This is a genomic window from Acidisarcina polymorpha, assembly GCF_003330725.1.
GTDB lineage: Bacteria > Acidobacteriota > Terriglobia > Terriglobales > Acidobacteriaceae > Acidisarcina > Acidisarcina polymorpha.
Genome location: NZ_CP030840.1, coordinates 106587 through 130840 on the forward strand (window position 1 = coordinate 106587; position 24254 = coordinate 130840).

At 58.3% G+C, this 24254-nt stretch carries 25 protein-coding genes; 6 read left to right on the forward strand and 19 right to left on the reverse strand.

The genetic code is table 11. The annotated features are described in order from the left end of the window. Window positions 1-47 precede the first annotated feature (47 nt). From ACPOL_RS00545 to ACPOL_RS00570, 6 genes are all read left to right on the forward strand, one after another. Window positions 48-1508 carry a DUF1015 domain-containing protein gene (locus ACPOL_RS00545; protein WP_338026733.1) on the forward strand — a complete coding sequence of 487 codons (1461 nt, stop codon included), beginning with the start codon at window positions 48-50 and terminating at the stop codon, window positions 1506-1508. A gap of 181 nt (window positions 1509-1689) precedes the next feature. After that, window positions 1690-2310 carry an N-acetylmuramoyl-L-alanine amidase family protein gene (locus ACPOL_RS00550; protein ID WP_161557110.1) on the forward strand — a complete coding sequence of 207 codons (621 nt, stop codon included), beginning with the start codon at window positions 1690-1692 and terminating at the stop codon, window positions 2308-2310. Further along, the gene (locus tag ACPOL_RS00555) at window positions 2307-2963 is read left to right on the forward strand and encodes a GerMN domain-containing protein (RefSeq protein WP_114205328.1); all 657 of its coding nucleotides are present in this window, start codon (window positions 2307-2309) and stop codon (window positions 2961-2963) included. Before ACPOL_RS00550 ends, ACPOL_RS00555 begins: the two co-directional genes overlap by 4 nt. 38 nt (window positions 2964-3001) lie before the next feature. Continuing rightward, window positions 3002-3838, forward strand: a complete 837-nt coding sequence (gene murI / locus ACPOL_RS00560; protein WP_114205329.1) for a glutamate racemase — start codon at window positions 3002-3004, stop codon at window positions 3836-3838. A gap of 119 nt (window positions 3839-3957) precedes the next feature. Next, on the forward strand, window positions 3958-4725 hold the full coding sequence (locus tag ACPOL_RS00565; protein ID WP_114205330.1) for an enoyl-ACP reductase FabI: 768 nt from the start codon (window positions 3958-3960) through the stop codon (window positions 4723-4725). A gap of 440 nt (window positions 4726-5165) precedes the next feature. After that, the gene (locus tag ACPOL_RS00570) at window positions 5166-5927 is read left to right on the forward strand and encodes a GvpL/GvpF family gas vesicle protein (protein ID WP_114205331.1); all 762 of its coding nucleotides are present in this window, start codon (window positions 5166-5168) and stop codon (window positions 5925-5927) included. 901 nt (window positions 5928-6828) lie between these two features. Here the strand turns inward: ACPOL_RS00570 and ACPOL_RS00575 are convergent. The 19 genes from ACPOL_RS00575 to ACPOL_RS00665 form a co-directional block, all read right to left on the reverse strand. After that, a complete protein-coding gene (locus ACPOL_RS00575) occupies window positions 6829-9258 on the reverse strand; it encodes an ABC transporter permease (protein ID WP_114205332.1) in 2430 nt (809 codons plus the stop codon). 312 nt (window positions 9259-9570) lie between these two features. Then, the gene (gene pgsA / locus ACPOL_RS00580; RefSeq protein WP_114210528.1) at window positions 9571-10224 is read right to left on the reverse strand and encodes a CDP-diacylglycerol--glycerol-3-phosphate 3-phosphatidyltransferase; all 654 of its coding nucleotides are present in this window, start codon (window positions 10222-10224) and stop codon (window positions 9571-9573) included. A gap of 151 nt (window positions 10225-10375) precedes the next feature. Next, the gene (locus ACPOL_RS00585; RefSeq protein ID WP_114205333.1) at window positions 10376-10873 is read right to left on the reverse strand and encodes a chemotaxis protein CheX; all 498 of its coding nucleotides are present in this window, start codon (window positions 10871-10873) and stop codon (window positions 10376-10378) included. Between the two features lie 99 nt (window positions 10874-10972). Then, window positions 10973-11350 carry a response regulator gene (locus tag ACPOL_RS00590; RefSeq protein ID WP_114205334.1) on the reverse strand — a complete coding sequence of 126 codons (378 nt, stop codon included), beginning with the start codon at window positions 11348-11350 and terminating at the stop codon, window positions 10973-10975. Window positions 11351-11592: 242 nt separating this feature from the next. Continuing rightward, window positions 11593-12546: a cyclic di-GMP-binding domain-containing protein, MshE-related gene (locus ACPOL_RS00595; RefSeq protein ID WP_114205335.1), complete on the reverse strand. Its 954-nt coding sequence runs from the start codon at window positions 12544-12546 to the stop codon at window positions 11593-11595. Next, window positions 12534-13379, reverse strand: coding sequence for a FliM/FliN family flagellar motor switch protein (locus ACPOL_RS35660; protein WP_338026734.1), 846 nt, complete (start codon window positions 13377-13379; stop codon window positions 12534-12536). The genes ACPOL_RS00595 and ACPOL_RS35660 overlap by 13 nt, the downstream gene beginning before the upstream one ends. Next, on the reverse strand, window positions 13376-13876 hold the full coding sequence (locus ACPOL_RS00605; protein WP_338026735.1) for an FHIPEP family type III secretion protein: 501 nt from the start codon (window positions 13874-13876) through the stop codon (window positions 13376-13378). The genes ACPOL_RS35660 and ACPOL_RS00605 overlap by 4 nt, the downstream gene beginning before the upstream one ends. 120 nt (window positions 13877-13996) lie before the next feature. Continuing rightward, window positions 13997-14494: an EscU/YscU/HrcU family type III secretion system export apparatus switch protein gene (locus ACPOL_RS35370; RefSeq protein WP_161557111.1), complete on the reverse strand. Its 498-nt coding sequence runs from the start codon at window positions 14492-14494 to the stop codon at window positions 13997-13999. Window positions 14495-14526: 32 nt separating this feature from the next. Beyond that, complete coding sequence (locus tag ACPOL_RS35375) at window positions 14527-15141, reverse strand: EscU/YscU/HrcU family type III secretion system export apparatus switch protein (protein ID WP_114205337.1); 615 nt, start codon at window positions 15139-15141, stop codon at window positions 14527-14529. 19 nt (window positions 15142-15160) lie between these two features. Then, the gene (locus tag ACPOL_RS00620) at window positions 15161-15955 is read right to left on the reverse strand and encodes a flagellar biosynthetic protein FliR (RefSeq protein ID WP_114205338.1); all 795 of its coding nucleotides are present in this window, start codon (window positions 15953-15955) and stop codon (window positions 15161-15163) included. Between the two features lie 67 nt (window positions 15956-16022). Continuing rightward, complete coding sequence (locus ACPOL_RS00625; RefSeq protein ID WP_114205339.1) at window positions 16023-16292, reverse strand: flagellar biosynthetic protein FliQ; 270 nt, start codon at window positions 16290-16292, stop codon at window positions 16023-16025. A gap of 47 nt (window positions 16293-16339) precedes the next feature. After that, the gene (fliP, locus tag ACPOL_RS00630; protein WP_114205340.1) at window positions 16340-17041 is read right to left on the reverse strand and encodes a flagellar type III secretion system pore protein FliP; all 702 of its coding nucleotides are present in this window, start codon (window positions 17039-17041) and stop codon (window positions 16340-16342) included. Beyond that, window positions 17038-17469, reverse strand: a complete 432-nt coding sequence (locus tag ACPOL_RS00635) for a flagellar biosynthetic protein FliO (protein ID WP_114205341.1) — start codon at window positions 17467-17469, stop codon at window positions 17038-17040. Before ACPOL_RS00635 ends, fliP begins: the two co-directional genes overlap by 4 nt. Beyond that, window positions 17466-17813, reverse strand: coding sequence for a FliM/FliN family flagellar motor C-terminal domain-containing protein (locus ACPOL_RS00640; protein ID WP_114205342.1), 348 nt, complete (start codon window positions 17811-17813; stop codon window positions 17466-17468). Before ACPOL_RS00640 ends, ACPOL_RS00635 begins: the two co-directional genes overlap by 4 nt. A gap of 251 nt (window positions 17814-18064) precedes the next feature. Then, the gene (locus tag ACPOL_RS00645; RefSeq protein ID WP_114205343.1) at window positions 18065-19717 is read right to left on the reverse strand and encodes a flagellar hook protein FlgE; all 1653 of its coding nucleotides are present in this window, start codon (window positions 19715-19717) and stop codon (window positions 18065-18067) included. After that, a complete protein-coding gene (locus ACPOL_RS00650) occupies window positions 19693-20355 on the reverse strand; it encodes a flagellar hook assembly protein FlgD (protein WP_114210530.1) in 663 nt (220 codons plus the stop codon). Before ACPOL_RS00650 ends, ACPOL_RS00645 begins: the two co-directional genes overlap by 25 nt. Window positions 20356-20415: 60 nt before the next feature. Beyond that, window positions 20416-22215 carry a hypothetical protein gene (locus ACPOL_RS00655; protein ID WP_114205344.1) on the reverse strand — a complete coding sequence of 600 codons (1800 nt, stop codon included), beginning with the start codon at window positions 22213-22215 and terminating at the stop codon, window positions 20416-20418. A gap of 111 nt (window positions 22216-22326) precedes the next feature. Further along, window positions 22327-22821, reverse strand: a complete 495-nt coding sequence (locus tag ACPOL_RS00660; protein ID WP_150132854.1) for a hypothetical protein — start codon at window positions 22819-22821, stop codon at window positions 22327-22329. Between the two features lie 40 nt (window positions 22822-22861). Then, window positions 22862-24106, reverse strand: a complete 1245-nt coding sequence (locus tag ACPOL_RS00665) for a FliI/YscN family ATPase (RefSeq protein WP_338026736.1) — start codon at window positions 24104-24106, stop codon at window positions 22862-22864. Window positions 24107-24254 lie beyond the last annotated feature (148 nt).

Here is a 24254-nt window from a genome sequence, read left to right on the forward strand (position 1 = left end):
GTCCTCTTTCCTCTTCGACGCTTGGCTGAGCGGTCCGGATAGCCTTGATGCTTGATTTACAATCCCGACAGAGAAGCCGCACAGCAAATCAACCGGTCGAAGCCGATCCCGGTCTTGGAGCTCGAGTTCCCAGCATGGCCCGCATCTATCCTTTCCGTGCACTTCGCTACAATCCTTCGCGGGTTCGCATTGAAGATGTCGTAACTCAGCCCTACGACAAAATCAGTCCGTCGATGCAGCAAGCCTATTACCAGCGCAGCCCGTATAACCTGGTGCGCATTATTCTGGGCCTGCCTGAACTCTTCGACCAGCCGCTGGCGATCGACAGCCGAGCCGCCGCTGACGTGTACTCCCGCTCTGCGCGGGATTTTGCCGAGTGGCGCGCCCAGGGCATCCTGTACCGTGAAAAGGATCCCTGCATTTTCGCCTACTCCCAGCGTTTCGCGGTCGCTTCCGCTTTGACTCCGGACTCGCGGGATGCAATCCTAGAGCGGCGGGGTTTTATCGCGCTCGGAGAGCTCTCCGACTATCGAGAGGGTATCGTCTTCCGCCATGAGCAGACCCTGGCCAAGCCGATATCAGACCGCCTCAGTCTGCTCCGCGCCACCCGCGCCCATTTCGGCCAGATCTTCATGCTTTACTCAGACCCTGCACAAACTGTGGACCGCCTTCTCTTCGGTAACGATGCCGAAGCCTCGGCTGACCTCGAAGTGGTCGATGAGTTCGGGGTGTTGCACCGCATCTCACGGATAAGCGATCCTGCGACAATTAATCTTCTTTCCGCCGCAATGGAGGACAAAAAGCTAATCATCGCCGATGGTCATCATCGCTACGAGACCGCCCTCGAATATTCCCGTGAGCGGGTACCTGAACCGCCGTCAAGCACGGAGCGGAACTCCCATGCAATGCCACAACCTCCCTATCCCGAAGCGGCGGTCATGATGACCTTCATCAACATTGACTCGCCTGGACTGGTCATCCTCCCGACCCATCGTGTGGTATTCGGTTTGAAGGACTTTTCCACTGTCCGGTTTCTGGAACGTGCTGAAACGTTTTTCGATATTGAAAGCCTGACGGCAACCGATCCCGAAGGACTTCTCGCTCGACTTGCCCCCGCTCGAGCGAGTCGTACCGCCTTTATCGTAGCCACGGCTGAAGGGCGGTATCTGTTCACACTGAAAACGGATGCAGCCGTAGATGCATTGAAGTCCATACCTGACCGGCAACGGCAGCTGGATATAGTCCGCCTCCATACCCTCGTGCTGGAGAAGCTTCTAGGCATCACTCCGGAAGCTATCCGTGAGCAGCGGAATGTGCATTACCATCGCGAGCCGGCCGAAGCTCTGGAAGAGATTGCCACGGGTCAAGCGGATCTAGCGTTTCTCGTCAATCCTGTGACTCTCGATCAACTGCGGGAGGTCGCCTTCGCCGGCGATGTGATGCCACAGAAATCGACCGACTTCTACCCCAAACTGCTAAGCGGTCTGGCCATCTATGCTTTGGACTGAGCGGGGACTCCGGCTGCGGCTTGCCCGTCGTGCGCTAGCGTCTTCCTTGTTCTTCCTGCTAACCGCCGATACTTTGCCGGGTTCTCAGCAACCGTCGGTTCCGGCCCCGCCTGCTCCACCTTCGGCTGCCCCGCCCGCTGCCATCAGGCCTAGCTTGCCTGCCTTGCCTCCACCGCCGGCCATGGCGTCAGTACAGCCGTCGTTTGTGGTCGCAATCGATGCCGCCCATGGCGGATCCGACGATGGCGCTCGTATCGCCAATGGGGAGATCGAGAAGGACATTACCCTGGCCTTATCAGCACGCTTGCGCTCCGCTCTCAGCGCTCGAGGGATCACCGTCCTGACTATCCGCGAATCTGATATCGACGTATCCTCCGCGCAACGTGCCGGCATTGCCAATCATGCATTGGCGGCCGCCTGCCTGGTCCTGCATGCGACATCGACCGGCAGTGGAGTTCACCTCTTTACCTCGTCGCTCGCCCCCACAACGCCAACAACCGGGCCAGTGATGCTTCCGTGGCAGAGTGCCCAAGCAGCGTGGATTACCCGCAGTCTCAGGCTCTCTTCTGAGATAAACTCCGCACTGGGTCAGGCAGCAATTCCGGTCACTTTAGGGAGCGCCTCGATCCAACCGCTTGACAATCTTACCTGCCCCGCAATTGCCATCGAGATCGCTCCGCTGGCGGCGTCGCCGGCCAACAAGGCGCTCGCTCTCTCCGATCCTGCTTACCGGCAGCGCATTCTCGATGCACTCTCCGCCGCTCTGCTTGAATGGAGTACCGACTGGAAGCAGCAGCCATGATCCCTCGTTCGCTGAAAATTCTGTTTTGGTGCCTGCTTGCCGCCTCGGTAGTGATGGCCGTTGTCCTGATCCGACTGCGAGAACAAGCCGCCGATCGACTCACCAGTCATGCCTTCGACGCGAACGGGAATCCGGCAAGCCTACCCCTGACAGAGCCCGTCCCTGCCGCCACGGAGAGTATCACGCTGCTCGAGGCAAACGACCTGGATGGCTCCCTTGCTCCGGTCACCCGCAGCCTCGCTCTTCCTCAGGAAACTGGGGCGCGCGCCCGTGTCCTGCTTCGCCAGCTGGTGTCGGATTATGCCTCCCCCGAATCGCAGCATCCACTGGTTCCCGGCCCAGGAATCACTGCAGTTTTCTTTATGCCCGATCCCAATCCTCAGATCGACAACCAGGGTGACGGTGCGAACACCACCCGCTCCCGTCAACAAACCGCTGTGGTGGACCTCACGAGCGCCTTCGCCGAGAACCATCCTTCAGGAATCGCAGTCGAGAGCCTCACCTTGCTCTCAATCATCGGTACGCTTCACGAGAACTTCCCCGCCGTTGATGAAGTTCGCTTCCTCGTCGACGGACAATCCCGCGAGACACTCGCCGGCCATGCCGATCTGACTCGCACCTACCTGGCTGCACCAGCCGAAACCCGCCCGTGAACATGAAGCGCCCTTGATCATGAAGCTAAGATCGAAGAATGAAAATCGGAGTCTTCGATTCTGGGGTTGGCGGACTGACAGTCCTCCGCGCCCTCCTTCCCCGCATTCCCGATGCCGAATACTTTTATCTAGGCGACACCGCTCGTCTGCCCTATGGGTCGAAGTCTCAGGCCACGATTGCCCGGTACGCTGTCTCCAGTTCCCAGTTCCTCATTGATCAGGGCTGTGAGTTTCTAGTCATCGCTTGCAACACGGCCAGCGCCTTAGCACTGGACGAAATCGGCCTGACAGCCGCTCCGTATGCCGTTCCGGTGGTTGGCGTCATTACACCCGGAGCGGCCGCCGCGGCTGCCATAAGCCAAACCCGGGACACCCTGGTTATCGCCACTTCCGCAACCGTCGAGAGCCACGCTTACTCCGCCGCCTGTGAATCGCATGGGCTCCGCAGCATCGAGAAGGCCTGCCCTCTGCTGGTTCCCCTGGTTGAAGAAGGATGGATCGACCATCCCGTCACGGCCGAAGTCACCCGCATCTATTTATCCGAACTGCATCGACAGGCGTCCAACGCCAGCCTCGTCCCCGATACGCTGGTTCTCGGCTGTACTCATTACCCGCTGCTGCGCGAAGTCTTTGAAGCAGGCGTTCGCGAACTCTGGCCGGGTCATCCCGCCGCAGTCATCGACTCTGCCGAAGCAACGGCCAGGGAAGTCGAACGTCAACTCAACGCTTCTTTCTCAAACCGTCCAGCCGCAGGTATCCGTTCTCCGGCCACAAGGTTTTATGCCACCGATTCAGTAGTCAAATTCCGCCAGTTAGGGACCCGCTTCCTGAACCAACCGATTTCCGACGTAGAACTCGTCGACCTTGGGGGCTGATATTCTGATGGTTCGCCGTCGAGTACTAGAGTCACGAAAGTGATGCCAGACTCGCTTGAACCCACGTTTCTGCTCCTCAAAGAAGAGGCGCACTGCTGGGAAGATCGAAGGAGTTGCACATGCTCAACCTGGAAGGCCGCACTGCAGTAGTTTTTGGTCTCGCGAACAAGCGTAGTATTGCCTGGGCCATCGCCCAGAAGCTTCATGCCGCCGGCGTCAATCTCGCCATCAGCTACCAGAACGAACGCCTTCGCGCCGACGCAGAGGATCTTGTCGCCGAACTTCCGGGGGCCCAGTTATTCCAGTGCGATGTCTCTGCCGATGCCGACATTGACCGCGTCTTCGCCGAGCTGAAGGAGCGCTATGGCAAGTTGCACGTGCTCGTCCACAGCATTGGCTTTGCCCCCGCCGATGAGATGAAGAATGACTTCGTGCTGACCAGCCGCGAAGGCTTCCGCATTGCCCACGATGTCAGCGTCTATTCGCTGATCGCGTTGAGCCGCGGCGCCGCCCCGCTCATGACTGAGGGTGGCAGCATTATCACCCTCACCTACTACGGAGCGGAGAAAGTCTTCCCGCGATACAACGTCATGGGCGTCGCCAAAGCCGCTCTAGAGGCAACTGTCCGTTATCTGGCCGCAGATCTCGGCAGAAAGAACATCCGGGTGAACGCGATCTCCGCCGGCCCGATTAAGACCCTTGCCGCTCGGGGAATCGGCAACCTGAGCGAGATGTTGAAGGCCCACGCCGACCGGGCTCCGCTAGGCCGTAATGTAGAACAGGCCGAGGTTGGGGGCGCCGCCCTCTATCTGGCATCCGACCTCAGCACTGCGGTCACCGGAGAAGTCCACTATGTGGATGCCGGATACAACGTCATGGGATTTTGATTGATTGGCCCCGCAAAGATATGAAGTTGGGGAAGCGAGCGTGGATCGAGGAAGGTAGTCTCTCCGGCTACCTTCCAATTTTGCCGAGAGAGCAATAGTCCTGGGCGCACCCCGAAGCGAAAGCAAAAGTTCGCTTGCGATCTCTCCCTAACATTCAAAAAGTTTGGAAACGAAGTTTACTATCTTGTTAACAAACCTTCACATTATCGAATAAACAGTTGGTCTGGTGAAATCAATGTTGCTTGATTTTTGCGACCGTTCCCATTTTGGGTAACAATTCCCATTGCCAATCGTCTCGTTGCGAGTCTAGGATTTGCCCTGTAATCGAAGCACCTGCTGCAAACATTCCAGTAAAGCTTCCAGCGTATGAAGTCGTTCCCCGAATCATCGAACCTCTCAAGAAACCTTGACCCCAGGGTCATTGTGTGGAGTGACTGTCTATGGCGTGGTATGCCTATTGCATAAGCGAAAAACAGGCCTTCCCTGATCTCCTCCGTCACCGCAAACCAGTACCGCTCGACGCCGTGACGGGCATCTCGGGAAATCAAGTCTTCCTCTATCCGGCCAGCGATTTAGCCGTAATCGTCAGCGAACACAATCCCGATGAACCCCTCGTTCAAAAGTCTGCAGTCGATCACGCCAAGGTCATTGCCGACTGCTTCAAGATGTCCACTGTGCTTCCCTTCCGTTTCGGTACTGTCTTTTCTGATGACGAAGCCTTGCGCCGGTCGGTCCGGTCCAATCAGCGCCAGTTTTTAACCAATCTCGACCGTCTGCGCGGCAAAGCCGAGATGCACCTTAAAGTCGTCGTCGACGATTGCTGCCGCGAACAGGACAAGCCCATCCTCATGAATCGAGTGGGCAAGGAATACCTCACCAGCCTTCGCGAAAACGCCACTCAGCAGCGGGAACGACAGACCCGCGCTCGCGCGGTCTCCGTGCAGATGCACCGCATGTTCGCGCCGCTCGACGAAGAAGTCTCCTGCAAGCGCGACGGTACCGGCAAGATGATGCTGGACATCGCTCATCTGATCGATCACAAATGCATCGAGCGCTATCAAAACCGTTACTCCACTGCGGCTGTTCAACTGAAAGACTGCCGCATGCAACTCTCCGGGCCGTGGCCGCCGTACCACTTTGTTCACCGCCAGTCTCGCGTGCCAGCGCAGCACACCCCCAGCAGAACCGCCATACCCGCATAGACTCCCTGCTTCCGGATCCTGGTTCCCATTCTTGACGCCTTCTGCGCCGTCAAGGATGGGAATCAACAATTCGTGCCAGAAACCTGCTGCAGCGCGGCAGGTGGCATTGCTTACTCACACCACAGTGTCTCAGCCGGGCCGATCCGGCTGAGACGAAGCGTCGGCACATACAGCATCGGCGATGGAGGCCAGCAACACTGGCACCGCAGCGAACGCAACACGCCGTATGTCTTGATTTATGGATTTCGCTTGAGAGCACACGTAGCGCAATCAGCGAAGGCGCGAGCCCCGCGAGCCCGCCTCCGTCGGTGGCGAGGAACCCCAGAGAACCGCCTCGACTATTGCCTGGCGGACTGTCGAGCCCAACGCTATGCGAATTCCGATCTCCTGCCCCCTGCACCACCAGATTTAAGATCAGCGCATCGATCCCAATCGAGGACGGAAATAGAGCCACCCCGGCCAACGTCGCTAGGAGCATCACCTCGATTCGCTGTTGTTGAAGCTGCTGCGCTAGGAGCTGGTTCATCGAGTAAGACCCGAAAACGGCAACAAGGGGATCGACAACCGCCTTTCGCATGGACGCGGTGGGTCCTTCAATCGGCCTGCTCGTTCGCAATATCCCATTCGGCTGAAGCTACAGGGGAGCCACGTTGAGCAGCCTGGCGGCGTCTCCATCACCGGAGTGTAAAAAACCGGCTTAGTCGAGAGCGGTGCGTCTCGCTCGTACCCGGGCGTTTGGCAACGCCGCCGACCACGTCCACAATGGTGTACACGGGATTGTCCCCGTCTTCAAATCGAAAGTGTCGCCGATTGGCGCTCGGCGGAGAGCATTCTGCGCGAAACCAGTCGCTTTGGCTTGAAGACAAGGAGCAAATACAGTCAGCTCGGGGAGACTTGGTTTTTACTCTGCCCGCAGAGCTTCGACCGGATTCACTGAAGCAGCCCGTCGCGCCGGAAGATAACTCGCCAGCATCGCGGAGACTCCCAGCACACCTGCGACCACCGCCAGAGTCGAGATGTCCCAGGCACGAACCCCAAATAAGAGGCTTCGCATCAGCGTCGCCGCTCCCATTGAACAAATTAACCCAGCGACGATGCCAAAGAACGTCACGTGAAACGCTTCGGTCAAAATCATCCGGTAAACCGAAGCCCGCTGCGCTCCCAACGCCATCCGTACCCCGATCTCCCGCGTCCGCTGACTCACCGAATAGGCAATCACCCCGTACAGCCCTACAACGCCCAGCAGCAGTGCTAGAATCGCAAATCCTCCGACAAGCCACGCCGAGGAACGATGCAGGTACGCCGTCTGGGATTGGTTGATGTGCTCGATCATCGTGGCCTCGTCGATCGTGCCGATCGCTGGATCCACCTTGCGGGTAACCGCGTCCATCTCGGGGAGCACCGATGCAGCGTCCTGTGAAGTTCGGGCTACAACATCGAAATAAGGAGCCGAATCCTGATTGAACGGGTGGTACTCCGCTGGCCAGATCGTTTCATCTAAAGCACCTTCCTTGATATTGTCCACGATCCCGATCACCGTCTTCATCGAGGCGGGCGACAACCGGATGTCGCCGATCCGCTTGCCGATTGGATCTTCGCCGGGAAAATACCTCTCGGCCAGCGCCCGATTGATAATGACCACCGGCGGCTTGGACGCATCTTCGCCATCGGTAAAGTAGCGCCCGCGCAGCAGTTTCGCTTGTAGGGTCGAGAAGTAATATGCGCTTACGTCGCGCTCATTTACCTCGTTGTGAATGCCGTTATAGGGCTTCCCTTCGAAGCGTATCCAGTCAGTATTCCCGTTGAAACTGACTGGCAAGACTGTTGTGGTTCCCGCCGATTTCACTCCGGGCAGCCTCGCGATCTGGCGCAAAATCTCCCGATGAACCCGGATTCGCGCTTCGTCCTTCGCATAGTCGGCCTGCGGCAGTTGAACTTCGACGACCGCCAGATGATCCGGCTGGAAGTTGACGTCCACATGCAGTAGCCGGTAGAAGCTTTTTCCCAGCAACCCCGCACCAGCCAAGAGCACCATGGCGATGGCCAATTCCAGCACCACCAAATTCGCGCCAAAACGCCTCCATACTGCTCCTGAAGAACCGCGGCCGCCTTCGGCCAGGCCGCTGCGCATCTCAGCGCCCATCCCGGTAGCGGACACGCGCAGAATCGGAGTCAAGGAAAACAGCACAGCGGCTAGAAGGGAAACCCCCACGGTAAAGACAGCCACGCGTCCGTTTAATGCCACTCCGGCCAGGTAGGGCATCTCGTTCATCATGTCTTTGGAGACGAGGCGCAATAACGTCGCAATCGCGCCTTGAGCGGCGGCAATTCCCAACAGGCTAGCAAATCCGACCAAGACCAGCCCTTCCGTCACGAACTGGCGTGCCAGCCGGGACGCCGAGGCACCCAAGGCCCCGCGAACCGCGATCTCGCGCCGACGGCTCTCCGACCGCGCCAGCAGGAGGCTCGACACGTTCACGCAGGCGATCAACAATAGCAGCCCCGCTCCGCCGAGCAGCGCTAACAAGATAGGCCGGATATCGCCAACGATAGCCTCGTACAACGGAACTACGCTCGCTCCCTGGCCGCGATTGGAGTCGGGATACTGTCGTTCTAATTGGCTGGCAATGGACTTCATCTCGGCCAGAGCGGAGGTGATCGCGACGCCGTCTTTCAGCCGAGCCACGCCGTACAAGTCATGGCAGCTTCTCTTCTTCTCGCATTCGGCAGTTGGCTGCAGAGAGGCCCAGACCTCGGGACTGCCGAGGGGTGCAAATTGGAAGTTCTCTGGCAACACGCCGATGATCGTGGCCGGCATCCCGCTCAGCGAAACCGTTTCGCCGATCACATCCCTCCTTCCTTTGAACCGCCTCTGCCAGGTCCAGTAGCTGAGAAGGACCGCCTCGGCCGCAGTCGGGCGGTCTTCGCCGGCGAAGAAATCCCGGCCAAGGATCGGGACAATCCCGAGCGTTCGAAAGAAACCATCGCTGACCCGGCCTGCCGGAACCGACTCCGTTTGGCCAGCCATACGCAGCAGATAATGGGTCTGGTGATAAGCATCGAGGGAGCTGAACACGGTGTTCATCCGCTTCCAGTCGAGGTAATCGGGGTAGGAGATGTTGGATCGCGGGAACAGTGTGGCACTCTCCGCCACTTCCACCAACCGGTTCGGATCCGCGTACGGCAGCGGCTCGATCAGCGCAGCGTCGACAAAGGCAAAGATCGCCACACTGGCGCCAAGCCCAAGCGCCAGCATCAAAACCGCCGTCAACCCAAAGCCCGGATTCTTCTTCAGCTGGCGGAAGGCAAAGCGCAGATCTTGCAACAACATGATGAAGTACTCCCGCGGTCGAGATGTGCACGTCAACCACCATCATGAGGCGACGGTAAATTGTAGAAAGAAAGCAGGAGAGAGGACCTCGTGCTAAAAACCGTGTCCGGGAACACAGGAAGTCTGTTCAGAAATGAACAACGGAGTGCAGCAAAATTTGCCCGGAAAAGCTCTCAACCAGGATTCGTGCGAGAAGACTAAGACTTGATCCATCGATAGAGAGCGAGCAGATGCTCCACGGACATACCGTTGATGGTCATTCCCGCGAGGGCGGAACATCGAAACCCTGAGACACAAACGGTAACGGGCGGCTCAACTCGCAGGCGAAATATTCTTCTTGCGGCTCAACACGCTCCCGACCTTTACGCGTGACACGGTTGAGGCGTGGTCGATTTTCCGCCAGAATCCGACAAAATAATCCACCGCCGAGATGATCGAGACTACCACCATGAAGTAGATCGCGGTGATCGCCGTTGGATACACCCACAACGTAAACCAGCCGAAATGCCACTCATACCAGCGATGCGCCAGGATCGTCGCCACCACGGACACAATCTGGATGACCGTCTTCAGCTTGCCGAGGTTGCTCGCCTCAATGGTAAATCCCTCAGAGCTGGCGATGGACCTCAACCCGCTCACCAGGAACTCCCGCCCGATCACCAGGACCGCGATCCAAGGCTTCATCACGTGGGGGTTATAGCTCACCAGGCAAATGAACGCCGCGCTGATCATCAACTTGTCGGCCAACGGATCCAGCAGCATCCCAATCGTGGTAATCTGCCCGCGACGCCGCGCTAGATATCCATCCACCCCATCGGTGATCGAAGCGGTGATGAACACGAGCGAGGCAATAATCTCCTGCTGGCCGAACGAAGCATCATGAAGTGGAAATGATGGAGAGAGCAGCCAGATGAGCACAGGCACACTGAGAATGCGGCTCAACGTAATGGAATTGGGAAGATTCACACGCTGCCCTTCGCGGGAGTTGGCGTTCGCTTTATTAGAGCACTTTTTAAGGAAGTATAGGGCCCCAATCGGCTCCCGAGGAAAGAACCGCCCGTCACCGAATTCTGCGATCGACACTATGGGCATGGTATGCTTGCGTTCGCGACCAACCTTAAAGCCCCTGACAATCTATAGAAAAAGTAAACAGTTGACCAACAAAGCAATACGTTCGCTGGGTGTGAAATGCCGGCCTCGGAAGGTGAAATTCGTAGTCCGAACCAGAGATGACGGCCGGGACGGAAAGCATGCAGGTCGCGGCAAACTCCGCCTGCTTACCCTTCCACGTTCCGGCAAGCATATTGCAAACCTCCCCGAGAGCGTCTTTTACCGTTCGATCAAAGTGGGTCATGGGTGTTCCTACCATCAACTCAGCCAGCTTCAGCGCGACCGTCTCCGGCATTCGCAGGACGCAAGCTCCGCTTAACTTCCCGGCTAGACCGATGATCGCGGTAACTCCTTCCGTCGTCTCGGTGTCGGACGGGGGCGATATCGCTGAGGCAAGGACTGGGACACAAGAGACGTCCATCATTAACTGAAAGACCTCGGCAACCGAGAGGTCGAGAAATTCGTTTTGTGCCGACTGCTTGTCGCGTGTATTTTGGTTCAGCATAGTTTTAGTTATCCGGATGAAGCGATGTGTACCTTCTAGAGTGGCCGGGCTGCCAACAACCCGGATGAGGCGCGGACCTTCCGATCCTGGCAATCGATCCTACTCGACTAATGGCAATACGCGTTCCTTCACCTGGTCGGCGGTAAATGGTTTCCTTAGGTAACCTTGTGCTCCGGCCATGATTGCTTGACGCACATGCTCCTCGCTGCTCTCGGTAGTGATCATCACCACCGGTACGCCTTCAGCCAACTTTTGACCACGCAAAGCGCGAAGGAACTCGAGGCCATCCATCATCGGCATGTTAATGTCGGACAAGATCAGCTGCACCTTTTCCCGGCGCAGCACCTCCAGCCCCTCGGTGCCGCTTGAAGCTTCAAGCACCGTGCTCAGTTGTACGCCTGCCTGGCGCAACGCGCGCTCAACGATTTTACGCATGACTGACGAGTCGTCTACGATAAGTGCCTTTATCTCGCGCATCTGTTGCACCCTCATTCAGAGATAGCGGCGACGCCAATCGCTCTGCCGCACCGCCTAGGTCTCTCATTGTCTAAGACAAGGAAGTAACCTTGGGGCGATCTGGCTACTTTATCGGCACCCTAAGCGGCGGCTAGAGTGCTTGCTCACGAAAACGAGTGACATGTGATCTTCATACCTGTCCGCCCCGAGTGGCCCGGTCACAGGTACCCTCCCGCAACCGAGGCCACTATAGCCGGCAACGCTCAGAGGCCCGTCTCGGCCAACGAACCCAGCACGTCCTCAATCGGAGCTAGGCAGCCTGCCCGCTTCAGGCTCCCGTCCGTCCGCTTCCACATTCGCATCCAGAAGTAGTCATGCATCCTCACGATCCTGGCGTCAATCGGCTTGGTCTCCTCCAGGATTCGAGTAAAGGTCCCGATCAGAGCGTTCATCCCGGCGGCTTCGACCAACCGCGCTGGAGGAAAGGCTGACTCGAGAATGCGACGGTGAGCGGCCGCGAATGCTCGCCCGTCCACGACACCGGCGGCTACACGCAGGCCCGTCATCCGCTCCAGTGCAAAACTCACGCTGCGGTCAATTCTGTCCTCGAAGCCGAGGTAAAGGAGCGCCGAACCGGCCACGCGAAGCGGAAGGAAGCCGAAGGCGTCGAGGAGCAGTCGGGGGGAGAATGTCGCCATAAGATCGGGCGAATAGTCCTCCAGAGTAAGCACCGGGCACCCCCACTGGGCGCCGAGGGCTCGGGTGATCATTCTCTCGGTGACCTCTTGATCGAGCTGCAGCACGGCGCCGATCCTGCCTCCGCAGGTCCTCTGTCGCGCCAGCGCGCCCCGCAACTGATCCCGGGTAATCGCTCCTTGGGAAAGCAGCACCAGCCCCAAGGGTATGCGATGGCAGTGGACATTGACGGCCTGATCCCACCCCTTAAGCTCGCGGGCGATGGCGTTGCCTACCACGAGCTTGGAGCATTGCGGACCGCATACCCAGCCACCCTCGAAGACTGGGACTTGGCGTCCCCGCCAAAGACGCAGCCAGCCGCTTGAGCAGGCAGCATTCGAGCAGGTAGGAAGGCGTGAACTGGTGAACCTCCAACGGCGGGTGAAAGCATCAGCTGGATCGCGCGTGTCTACGGACCGCGCGTGGTCTTTCTCTAGCCTCGCCAAACTTCCCCCGAGTGAAATCCCGTCTAGAACAGGCATCGGATGCTCTCCAAACTCTTTCGAGGCTCTGCCACTTCAGTGACCTGCAGACCAAAGTTGCCATTGACCAAGACTACCTCCCCGCGCGCGACAATCTTGTCGCCAATGATCAGATCTACGGCGTCGGAGATGGCTCGATTCAACTGGATCACGTCTCCCGGTCCGAGCGCCAGGAGATCGCTCAGCGCCATCTCTCTTGATCCGAAGCGCAACGAGGCTTCGAGCTCGACATCGCGCAGCAGGTCGATGCCTGGCATTTCATCGCGTGGACCAACTACTTCCGTCCCGCGGGGAGACGCGTTTGCTTCGGGAACAGCGGAAAGCGGCTGAAAGGAACTTGCTGCAAAAGCTGGTGGCGGTTCAACTCGGGCGGGCTCAGCCGCAACCAGATCAGCAACAACCAGCGCCACCTTTGCCTTACCGGCTCGCAATTGATATCCCATGCCTTCGCTGCCAACTGGTACCGATTCGGGGGAAATCATCGCCACTTCGCAAGCCTTACCTGTCGATCGGCCGAAAGCAGCCGCGGCTTCGACGCAAGTCTTCCGGAAGATGCGCTGCCACTCCTCCCGCACTTCCTCCGGGTTCAGAGGCTCGCGCCGGGTCTCCGAACCATCCTTCTTTTCGAGTTGCGCGAACAGTGTCGCCAGTGCGGTCTCGTCAGCGGTGACGGTGAACGTCCCACTCCAGTCACCTGCTAAATCGACCATCAAAGTCATGGTCGACGCGCCAGGGGGAATCGCAGCGCCCGGTAATAGATTGAAGCTCTGTGAAAATTCCGCCTCAAGAACTTCGGCGGCCACCTTCAACCAGCTTGCTATAAACATGCTCATGCCACATAGTTTCCGCCCACCACGAACTGTCCAAATGCCTCGATGACACTGCCTGCGGCTGCCGTTCCTTCTCCTCCATGGAGTAGAATTCTGCGACTCGAGGCGATGTTCAACGAGAGTCGGAAAAGCGTCAGCAGGAGCAGCAGTGTTGGGAATACGGAAAAATCCACTGCTCGTCTCACCTGGACGGCCGAGAGAAACACCAACACCGCCGCCGCCATCGAAAGCGCCAGCAGCACATCAAGCAGTACCGCCGGCATGGGGACCAGCATGACAAAAACCACACTAATGGCGGCAATGGGAAGCACCAAGTCCCGGCTCGACTTCAACAGCCGCTGCGGCCAACTGCCGAAAACCGTAGACCTGGCGGCTGGGGTGGATAGCCCGGAAGTCACATCGTTGAGCGCGGCCGAAGTCTCCGGTGGGTTGGCTGCCGGCGTAGCCGGACGAGAGAGGGTGGGGGTGGATGCGGCAGCGGGTAGTGCGACAGTGCTCATTAGGTCTCCTTTAGAACGGTGTCGCATCAACTCTGGGAGCTTTTTCCGATCGTACGGTGCGCAGAAAGCAAGCGGCAGCTGGAGTCAGACCATTGGAAGCTTCCTCTAACTGCGCTTGGCCTAGCTCGTTCCGGGTTCCTTTACATCCGGTTTACCGCTCACTGGCGAAAAGGGCCACGGAGGCGGAGTCGCTCGGCGGAGCACTTGTTGGCGCGCCCGGTCCTCGACTTTCTGGCGGTAAAGATAAGCGAGAATGCCAGCCACAGCAGCGAAGAGTTCAAATGGAATCGCTTGTCCTGCCTCTACGGAGCGATAGAGTGAACGTGCCAACGGAGGGTTCTCGACGATGGGAATACCCGCCCATCGGGCCTCCGTCTTGATCTGTTCGGCAACCAAATTTCTTCCCTTCACTAGAACCCGGGGTGCGTCCATGGTGGCAAAATCGAAGGTCAGCGCGACCGCATAGTGAGTCGGATTGGTGATGACCACCGACGCTTTGGCGACATCGGACCGGATCATGCGCGCACGCATCTGTCTTTGCAGATTGCGGATACGTCCTCGGATTTGGGGATTGCCCTCCGATTCCTTATATTCGTCCCGCAACTCTTGCTTGCTCATTCGCAGCCGTTGCGACCAGCTCCGATATTCGATCAAAAGTCGACCGCGGACCAGACGCAGAGGATCCATGCAGCGTTGACCAGAAGTGCATAAGCCCCACCCATGACCTCGGGCATCCGGGCCACGCTGAAGACCGGAAACTCTGCCTGATGCATCAACTGTCCCCACGCGAGCACACTCAGTACCGCGACGGGTAGTAAGGTCTTGAAGAGCCGGGCGCCACTTCGAAGAGAGAACAAATTCTTCAGGTTGGCGATCGGATCCAGGCGCGTCCATTTCGGCTGCAGAACAGGAGCAAAGAATCGAACACCGCCGCCCTGTATGATCCCAGCGGTAAGCGCCGCACCGACACAGGCCAACATCACCGAAATCACGGGCAGCATCACGGCGACCGAAGCCCCGCGTAATTCGAGAACCGCGGCAATCCCTCCCTTGCCACGCCACGCTGGCGTCTCGGCCATCCCCATTAACCGCTGAAAAGCGGACATCCAACCGGTCAGCCAGGCCGGAGCTATGGCGCCGAGCGTCAAGCTGCCTGCTAAGGTCACGGAGGCCGCCAAAAGCTCACGGCTATGAGGGCTATCACCCTGCTCCCGAGCCTTCTGCCGCCTTCGCGGGCTGGCCTGTTCCGTGCGTTCTCCGGCCATCGATTGCCTCGCCTCTCCCCTACGGCCTCGTAAGGCCTTCCCGCAGTAATTTCATGGCCGCATCGAGCAATCCGGAAAAGCGGGCCTCGATGAACCGTGGCCACAATGCCAAGGATCCGATCAGCACTACGTAGCCCGCAATCGTCTTGAGAGGAACGGTAATCGCCAGAACCGGCAGCTGAGGGGAGATCTTCCCCAATAGCGCAATCGTGACCTCGATCAACATGGTTGCCGACAATGCTGGCGCAGCCATTTGCAAGGCCGAGGCAAAGATTCCCCCCGCCATCCCCACTACAGCCAGTCCGGTATGCGCACCCAGCCAGACTCCACCGAGCGGCGCATCCACAAAGCTTCGAATTAATGCCGCTACCAGCACTCGATCCAGCCCGGCTGCGATCAGCACTAGTGTGCCGATCAAGGTAAAGAATTGTCCCAAGAGCGGCGTCTGGACGGATGAGTTCGGATCAAGCAGATTGACGAGCGAAAAGCTGAACTGAAAACCCAACACCTGGCCAGCAAACGACAACATCTCCTGCACCATGGACAACAAAAAGCCGAATAGCAAGCCAACGGTTAATTCACCCGCAATCGATCCGAGCCCGAGCTCGAGATGGGCCCTTGGAAACGCGGCGACCACCGGCGCCAGCAATACTGATAAGGCCAGCAGGAAGATCGCCTTCACTCGCATGGCAATCGCCAGAGAAGAGAAGATCGGAGCAAACACCAGCAATCCACTCAACCGCACTGCTACCAGAACCATCGCAATGAGATAACTCGACCAATCGAGGCTCGCGTTCGGTATCAGGCTATCCATCCCGCTTTCCTTCTCGATTCTTGACATCTAACCTATGGATGAAAGCGGGTTTTCTATTCGCCCGGTCTCAACCAAGAAAACGGTGAAAGTCGCAGAACAGCCGCACCGTGTAGGTGACCAGCCGCCCCAGGAACCAGGGCATCCCGATCAGCATGAGTGCGACCACTATCAAAAGCCGGGGAACTGTCGTCAGCGTTTGTTCTTGGAGGGAAGTCAGCGTCTGAACCAGGCTCAACAAGAAACTCGTTACGCTCGCGGCAAGCAATACCGGCCCACCCAAGATCATTGCCTCACGCAGCAATTGGCGCATTAACTCTGCTACTTGATCGGTCGACAAGGTCTCGCTCCTTCGCGTATGTCACCGGCAGCCAGCTAGCTGTCCGGTCAAAAACTCTTGAGCAGCGAGCCGGCCAGCAAGTTCCAGCCATCCACCATTACAAACAATAGGATCTTGAGCGGCGTCGAGACCACCACTGGCGGCAACTGGAACATGCCGATCGAAGTGGTGATAGAGGCCACCACCAGGTCGACCAGCAGGAAGGGGAGAAAGAGCACCGCGCCAATCTGGAAACCGGCCTTCAGTTCAGACAACATGTAAGCCGGCACCACGACTCGCAATGGCAGGTCTTCCGGCTTCGCCGGACGAACTCCAAGCGAAGCCGACGCAAATAGCTCAAGGTCCTTCTCCCGCGCGTAATGAAGCATGTACAGGCGGGGCGGCTCCATTCCTTTTTCAATCGCACTCAACCCCGTGATTTGCCCTAATCGATATGGCTCGACTGCCTGCTGGTCAACAGCCGTCAGGACGGGCTGCATGAGGAACCAGGTCATGAACAGGCCTAATCCGATCAGCGTCTGATTGCTGGGGGCAGTCTGGGTCCCGAGCGCTTGACGAAGAAAGTGGAAGACCACCAGCAGCCGCACCATTGGGGTCATCGAAAGCACCAGTGCCGGCAGAATCGTCAACAGAGTTAGAGTGAAAACAATATTCCACGGCACGGCATTGTTGCCACTGATATGGGACTCAAGGCCGGAAAAGGAAGACAGCTTTGCGGCCGGAGCTAGGAACAATATCAGCAACGTCATAGCGCCATCCGATCATTGAGCGAAGGCAATGCTGGACCGACGGCCAGGGGCAAGCGCCTTCTTCGCGACCGAAGTCGGCGGGTCGTCACCCGGTTCGGTTGCGCGGTCCGGATGAACGGGCGGCCACCCCGATCGCCCGTCAACGCCTGCTGCCAAGAGCCAATTTCGATCATTGCCGAGATTGACTCCGGACTGTCGGCCACCAAAAAGCGGTGTTCTCCGCAGCCAACCACGAGCAGGGATTTCTTTGCTCCCAGATTTAAGCGGGCAGAGATTGACAAGGGCTGCGATTGCTCGGCTTGCCGTCCACTGAGCCTCCCCATTAGCATCGCCCAAATCGGCCAACACTTTCGCTTGAGGTTCGCTGCCCACTCGCCTGCTGCTTGGAGAGGCATGGTTCCGAAGTCCGAGGAATCGTTCCTGCTCATACCAGCCTCGTGACTCTGACCGCCAAGGTCTGGTCGACAACCTCGAACTCGGTCCAGACGAGGTGAACGTCGCCGCAAGTAAGAGGAACATCGTCGGTACTCGGCCAGGCCGACGGAACAACTCTCCCCGGAGCGAGGGCCATCAGGTCGCCTACCCGGAAATTGGGAAGCGGAACGCGGACATCCAGTTGAACGGGAAGTCCCGAGATCCGCGCCAATTGCAATCTTCCATCAAAGGGCGGATCGGACGCATGGCTGCCGGTTGGCCGCAACAAGGCGACACCGGCAATACCAGCCTCCTCCCCCGCCGCCTTATCTTCCGCTGTCGCTCGTTCGGTCATCATGTATGCTCACCCTTCACTTTCCTGCTATCAAAACTCACGCTGCTGTCGATAGGGTTATGTGCAGATAAGGGGCCCGAACTGGGACGGAAGGGTGAGAGGAATCTCATGTCACGTGCAGTCTGAGTATTTCGTGAAAGACATCGGACGGTTCCGATACCACTGGAACCGTCCGAAGGCAACTTGGTTTTAACGGCTAGGCTGGAACGCGCGAGGTTGGCGGCTAAGAGATCCCGATGCCTAAGAGTTGAGGCTTAGTGAATCAGGTTAATGGTCTCCTGGGCGACGGTATCGAAGGTGGTCACCGCTTTCGAGTTTGCTTCAAAGGCTCGCTGGGCCACGATGAGGTCGGCGAACTCGGTTGAGATATCTACATTCGACGCCTCAAGAGCGGAATCGTGAATTGCACCGCGGCCCCCGGAGTTGGCCACCCCGGTACTCGCCTCTCCGGATGCCAGCGTGGTTTCGTAGTTGTTATCGCCAAGCCGGGTCAAGCCCTGTTCGTTGGTAATGGAAGCCACTCCCAGTTGCCCGATTGCAGTGGTTTGCGAATTCGAGAACTGAGCGGAAATCACTCCGTTGCCGTCGATCGTATATCCCGTGTATTCACCGCCGGCATAGCCGTCCTGATTGGTTGCCGAACTTCCCGAGGCGCTGGCGACTTGAGTGATGGTTGGCTGCCCGCTCGCACCGTAAAGATTCCAGTTGAAGCTAAGGTTGGCGGCACCGTCGGCGAGGCCGGCAAAAGTCAGCGGAAGCGTTGAGGTCGCCGGCCCGGCGGCGACCCCGTTGATCTTCGACAGGACGCCGCTGCTACTAAAATTTAGGGTTCCGCTGGCGTTAGCGCTGACTGCGCCTCCGGCATCCGAAGGGGGCAGCGTCACTGAATATTTCCACTGATTAATACCAGTAAGGTCTTTGGTAAACGTGACGGTCGCGTTATGCGGTTCCCCGAGCGAGTCGTAAATCTGCACCGGGACCGGGACCGAGGTCGTATTTGCCGAAGCGCCACCTAACTGTGCCGCCCCAGTAAGCGCGGTCGCTGAAGCGGTTTCGGTCAGACTGGATGGATCCCAACCGAGGTTCAGCGGGTTCGCCCCGTTAGTGGTTGCGGGAAAGGTGATGCCGGTCAAAGGTGCCGAGGGGCTGGTGAGCGCACCGGTTGCCGGATTGAAGGTCAGAGTCCCGGTTCCGTTCGCCGATGCTGCGACGCCATTCAACGTCAACGCATAGTTCCACTGATTTGCAGTGCCACTGGGGGTTAATGCCGCGTTGAACGTCTGTACCTGGCCGTTGGAATCGTAGAGAGTAATCGGCTCATTGACGATCGTCCCACCCGTAGTAGCCGAGTTAAGATTGCCTGCAAAGGTAAATCCATTTGAAGCCGCGGCGCCGGCGCTCGCATTGAGATTAGCAGTGATGGTAAGGTTCTGGGTTTGCTTGGGAGCCTCGACCTGGCCCACTGGCACTTGGATCGGAGCCAAGGGGGCATCGGTCTTCACTACTCCGTTTACCGACGGATAACCAAGCACACTCAGGCCGGACTGAGTGACCAGAAAGCCATTCGTGTTGACGTTAAATGTGCCGTCGCGAGTATATTCCACTTCACCGTTGTTCTGGACGACGAAAAATCCTGAACCTTCGAGCGCCACGTTGCTGGCGTTGCCGGTCGAGGTGGTGCTGCCGACAGTGAAATCAGTCGAAGTCGAAGCGACTTGTGTGCCTGCGCCTACCTCGATCGGGTCGCCCGACCCTGCGGTGCCGATCTGCTGATAAAACAGATCGCTGAAGGTTACGTTTTGCGCCTTGAAGGCGGTGGTATTCAAGTTAGCAAGGTTGTTGGCGATCGTGTTGAGCGCCGTCGAATCGGCCTCAAGACCGGTCAAAGGGATCGAAAAGGATGGCATGGTTCCTCCGGATATCTGGCTGTTCTTCTGTGTGCGGCGGTTCGGTTACCAGGATTGTTTCCCTGCCTTCTGCTGGAGCAGCGGGACGACTTGCTTTCCACCGATTCCTTGCGGAAGCCTTGCAGCGGAAAGATCGGAATCCGAGGAGAGAGCGTCAGCCGGATTGGTCCTGGCCCCGGATGAGATCGAGTTTGGAGAGGAAGTTTGATCGGTCGAGTGGGGACCATTGAACTGGCGATCGAGGCAGCTTGGCTTCCGGCGGCTGAACCGAGTTGCGGCCCGGGTGCGATGCCCGGCGTGGGGCTACTCGGGGTGGTACTGGCCGGGGTCAAGTCCTGGTTAATTGAGATCAGTTGCTGCAGGCTGTTAACTTGCACCAGTTGATTGATATATGCATTTGGATCCTGGTCGGAAGTGGGGTCCTGGTTTTTCATCTCTGCCACTAGGAGTTGCAGAAAGTCGTTGGCGGTGATGGTCGTCGAGTCCGAGCCGGAATTACTACCACTGGCGGCAGCAGCCGGCTTGGCCGACGACGCGGAAGCGGAGACCCTCGACGCCGGTTGCGGCCGGGTCTGCTGATTGATGACAGGATGGGCCTGGTTGTGGAGGTTTTGTTTGAAGTCGGACAACGTTTGCATAACATCCATCGTGATTCCCCTCGGTTTTCTGCTGCTAGAAACGAACTTCGCGACTCGGGCCTAGACGCGCACGTTGATCCAGCGAGAGGAGCCCGTACTCTCCAAAGCAGAGCTGGCCGAAAGAGACTCGCGAAGGTCTAGAGACGCGTTTGAAGTGCTATCCGGTCGACGACTAGATCGGCTCCCCGAAGCAAGCTCTGGCGCTGAGAGCGAATCGTTGTTTCCGGACGCGCCCTGGCCCGGACCCCGCTCCGAGTGCGCTCCCGAACTGTTACCGTTCAGGCCGCCTCCTTCATTGGCCAAAACGTTCCGAACCTCAAGGCTATGTACGCCCAGCTCACGCTCGGCCAAATAATCTGCCATTCCCGAGAGTTGCGCATGCAAGGCTGCATGGGCGTCGGGCGTGGTGGCGCTCAGCGACGCGGTCACCTGGCCGGCTGCTCCTTGCGCCCTTATCTCGAGCCAGCCATGGACCGGATCATTCATGCCGACCTCGACAAGGTGAGGATTTGCGTGCCAAAGGTGAGTGGTCGAGACCTCCCCTAAGTCAATCTGACTGAACGTGTCCCCAAGCGAGTTGAAGGCCGTAGATACAAAGCTAGACCCGCTTTCCCGCTGACCTGTCATAAGACCAGCCGGTGCAGAGTTCTGCAGGTGAAGCGCCGCGGCCGAGTTGTTGGCGATCGAAGGTCGAACGACCTCTCCTCCCAGCGATGTCACTGGATCTTCGAGCCTTGCTCCACCTCCAGCATTCTGACCGGAACGACCCTCTGGAAATAGCTCGGAAACTTTAGCTCTCGATTCGGGTGTTGCCGCCAATTGGTGTCCGCTGTCCGGATGCGGTGGGTCTACATCCATGGATGGGGTCGGTGCCCTTTGATGCGGAACGCCCGACTCCTCTTCGAACGAGGTCGGAAGCAAATTGACCATACCCTCGAGGCTTGGCATCGAAGGGTCAGCGAGTTTGCGAGCCGCAATGGCTCCCTGGGGGACGGTGCTCTCTGATGGGGAGAGCGTAGCGTGTCGCTCGTTTGACTCATTGAGAACCCCATCCGGAGGGCCTGCCGCTGGACTCGACCCACCCGTCGCTTGCTGATGAGCAGCTCCTGCACCAGATCCACTCGTCCTCCGGTCAGGCACAATCGGAGAACGACTGAACGGTGCCGCCCAGACCATTCCTAGACCCTCAAGGTGTTGGCCGGAGGGATCTTCCGGGCTCGAACCGATGGTGCTTGCTGCGGCGGCATCTTTTCCGGTCGATGGGACAGGCACTCTGTTCGACGCGTCGGATCTAGAGGCGGCAGCGGACGAAGAGAAGTCGTTTGAATGTCCGCCCAGGGCATCACGGAGCCCCGCTCTCGTCCGAGCGAACCCTTCCACCCCGAGACTGTTCGTTGCCGAGCTATTCGCCGGGCCTAAAGAGCAACCTTCGGAGACGCCGAGGCCGACTTCCTTACGGCGGGAAGGCAGAGCCTCGTCACCTGCTTCGCTTGCCCGGCTGGGATCCTTGGCCGGAGATACTAGTCGTAATATCGTTCCTTGAGTCAGACCTTCGAGCTGCGAGGACTCGGCAGCGCTTGAATTTGAGACGGATGGCTCTTCCTGATTTACTTTCTGCTTCTTTTCAGCTTGCCCTTGGCGGGCGATCTCCGCGAGTACGGTCTTCTTGGAGGTCCCAGTTGCGAGCCCTTCTTTATCTGGGGCCTTATGCGAATTGAGGGTCCTCGGCAGAGTCTCAAGAAAAGTGGCGCCAAATCCCGGCAGGCCGTCCTTCGATGGCCCGGAACCCGGCTTGGCCACTGCGACACCCGCAGACCCCTCCGCCTGGCCAACGAGCGCTGCCCCTGCTGACAATTGCATGCTTCAGTCCCTCATGAGTGGCTATTGCAGGTTATGGGCCAACAGAATACGGAATGGACGTCGAATTTCTTAGAGGACCTTCAGACTCGCTAATCGATTCTGCATCGTGGGTCAGCGTCGTTTCCTGTCTCCACCCTTTTGAAGGATCTCTTTAGGTCGAGATTGGAACCAGTCATCCAGATGCCGCTGTTGGTCTCTGTCTTGTTGGGCGCGCTCGATAGCTAAGGCCGACTTCACTAACGTCTCGACCTGCATACGTTCGCGGCGTCTGACCAGAAACCGCTCCTCGACCATCGCCCTCTGTAACTCCAGACCAACACGCTTTGCCTCGAGCAATCTTCGCTGTTCCGTCGAGCGTAGCCAGCAAGCTTCCTCGATCAATCGGCCAAGCTGAGAGGAGCACCCAGCAGAGATCTCTTCCTGCCTCCCATCAGCCTCTTCCAGATTCTTGAACGAACGTTCCCGGCTCTCACGACCATCAAGCTTCGCTTGGATCGATGCCTGTTCTAGCAACCTCAAAGAGGTTGCGGCCTCATCGAGCTCCAGACGGCATTGTTCTTCCTCTAAAGCGCGGACGCGCAAGACTCGCTTAAGCGCCTTGATCACGATCAACCTCGCCCTTGCATGCACATATGCGCATGGTTCTTCAAATTCGGCTTGCCAGTTCCGCCAGTTGCTGCAGGGAGCGCGCCGCGCTTGCATCTTCGCTAACATCCTGCTCGAGAAAACGACGAACTTCCAGTCGGACCCGGAGGGCCCGGTCGAGTTCAGCATCCGCCCCCGGCTTGTACGCGCCAATTCTGACCAGATCTTCAGAACGCGCATAGACAGCCAACATCTTTCGCACCAGCGCGGCTTGTCGCCGATGTTCACCCGATGCAACTGCGGGCATCAAACGGCTAATCGAATCCAGGATCTGAATTGGCGGATACCATCCCTCCGAAGCCATCGCTCGAGAAAGGACAACGTGCCCATCCAGCAGCGCACGCACTGCATCGACCAGCGGATCCTGTTGATCGTCTCCTTCCATCAAGACCGTGTAAAACGCGGTAATGCTGCCTTGCTGAAATTGTCCAGCACGCTCGATCAGCCTTGCTAGCCGGCTGAAGACCGAAGGCGTATACCCTTTTCCGGTTGGTGGTTCGCCAGCTGCTAGTCCTACTTCTCGGGCCGCCATGGCAAAGCGGGTGATCGAGTCGAGGACCAGCAGAACGCTGCGGCCATGGCGCGCGAAGTATTCTGCAATGCAGGTTGCGCCGAGGGCCGCTCTCATCCTGAGGAGTGGAGACTGATCTGAGGTCGAGACGATCACCACGGAGCGGCGCCTTCCTTTCTCGCCTAAAGAGTTATCGAGAAATTCTCGGACTTCGCGACCGCGCTCCCCCACTAGGCCGACGACGATAACGTCTGCTTCGCTGTTTCGGGTCATCATTCCAATAAGAGTGCTCTTTCCAACTCCCGAGCCGCCAAAGATGCCGATTCGCTGCCCTCTGCCGACCGCTAAGAGTCCATCGATTGCTCGAATACCGGTGACGAGGGGGGTTCGAATTGGAAACCGCTCGAGGGGCTTTGGCACCACACCATCGAGAGGCATGAAGGTATGGAGAGATGGTCGTCTGCCGCCGTCGATCGGTCGGCCTAACCCGTCAAGCACGCGCCCGACTAGAGCCTCCCCGACCTCGATTTCAGGCGTCGTACCGAGCGCTGTCACCGGATCTCCGAAGCGGATCCCGTCGCAGGTGTGAAGCGGCATTGACAGCACCCGATCGCCGTGAAAACCAATCACTTCTGCCAAGTGTCGCAATCCGGAACCATCGACGATCTCACAGGATTCGCCGACCGAGGCCAGTGGACCCACCGATTCGATCGTCTGCGCCTCAGCTTCAACCACGTGCCCCCGCCATCGCCAAGCTGGGCGTTGACTCAACCGCGAAAAATATGTCCCTAGGACACCCATCAGGCCGCTTTCAACCTCGCTCTGCTATCGTTGCCTTTTACCCAACGTACGCGGCCGATCCTAGTACCCGATGACTCAAGGT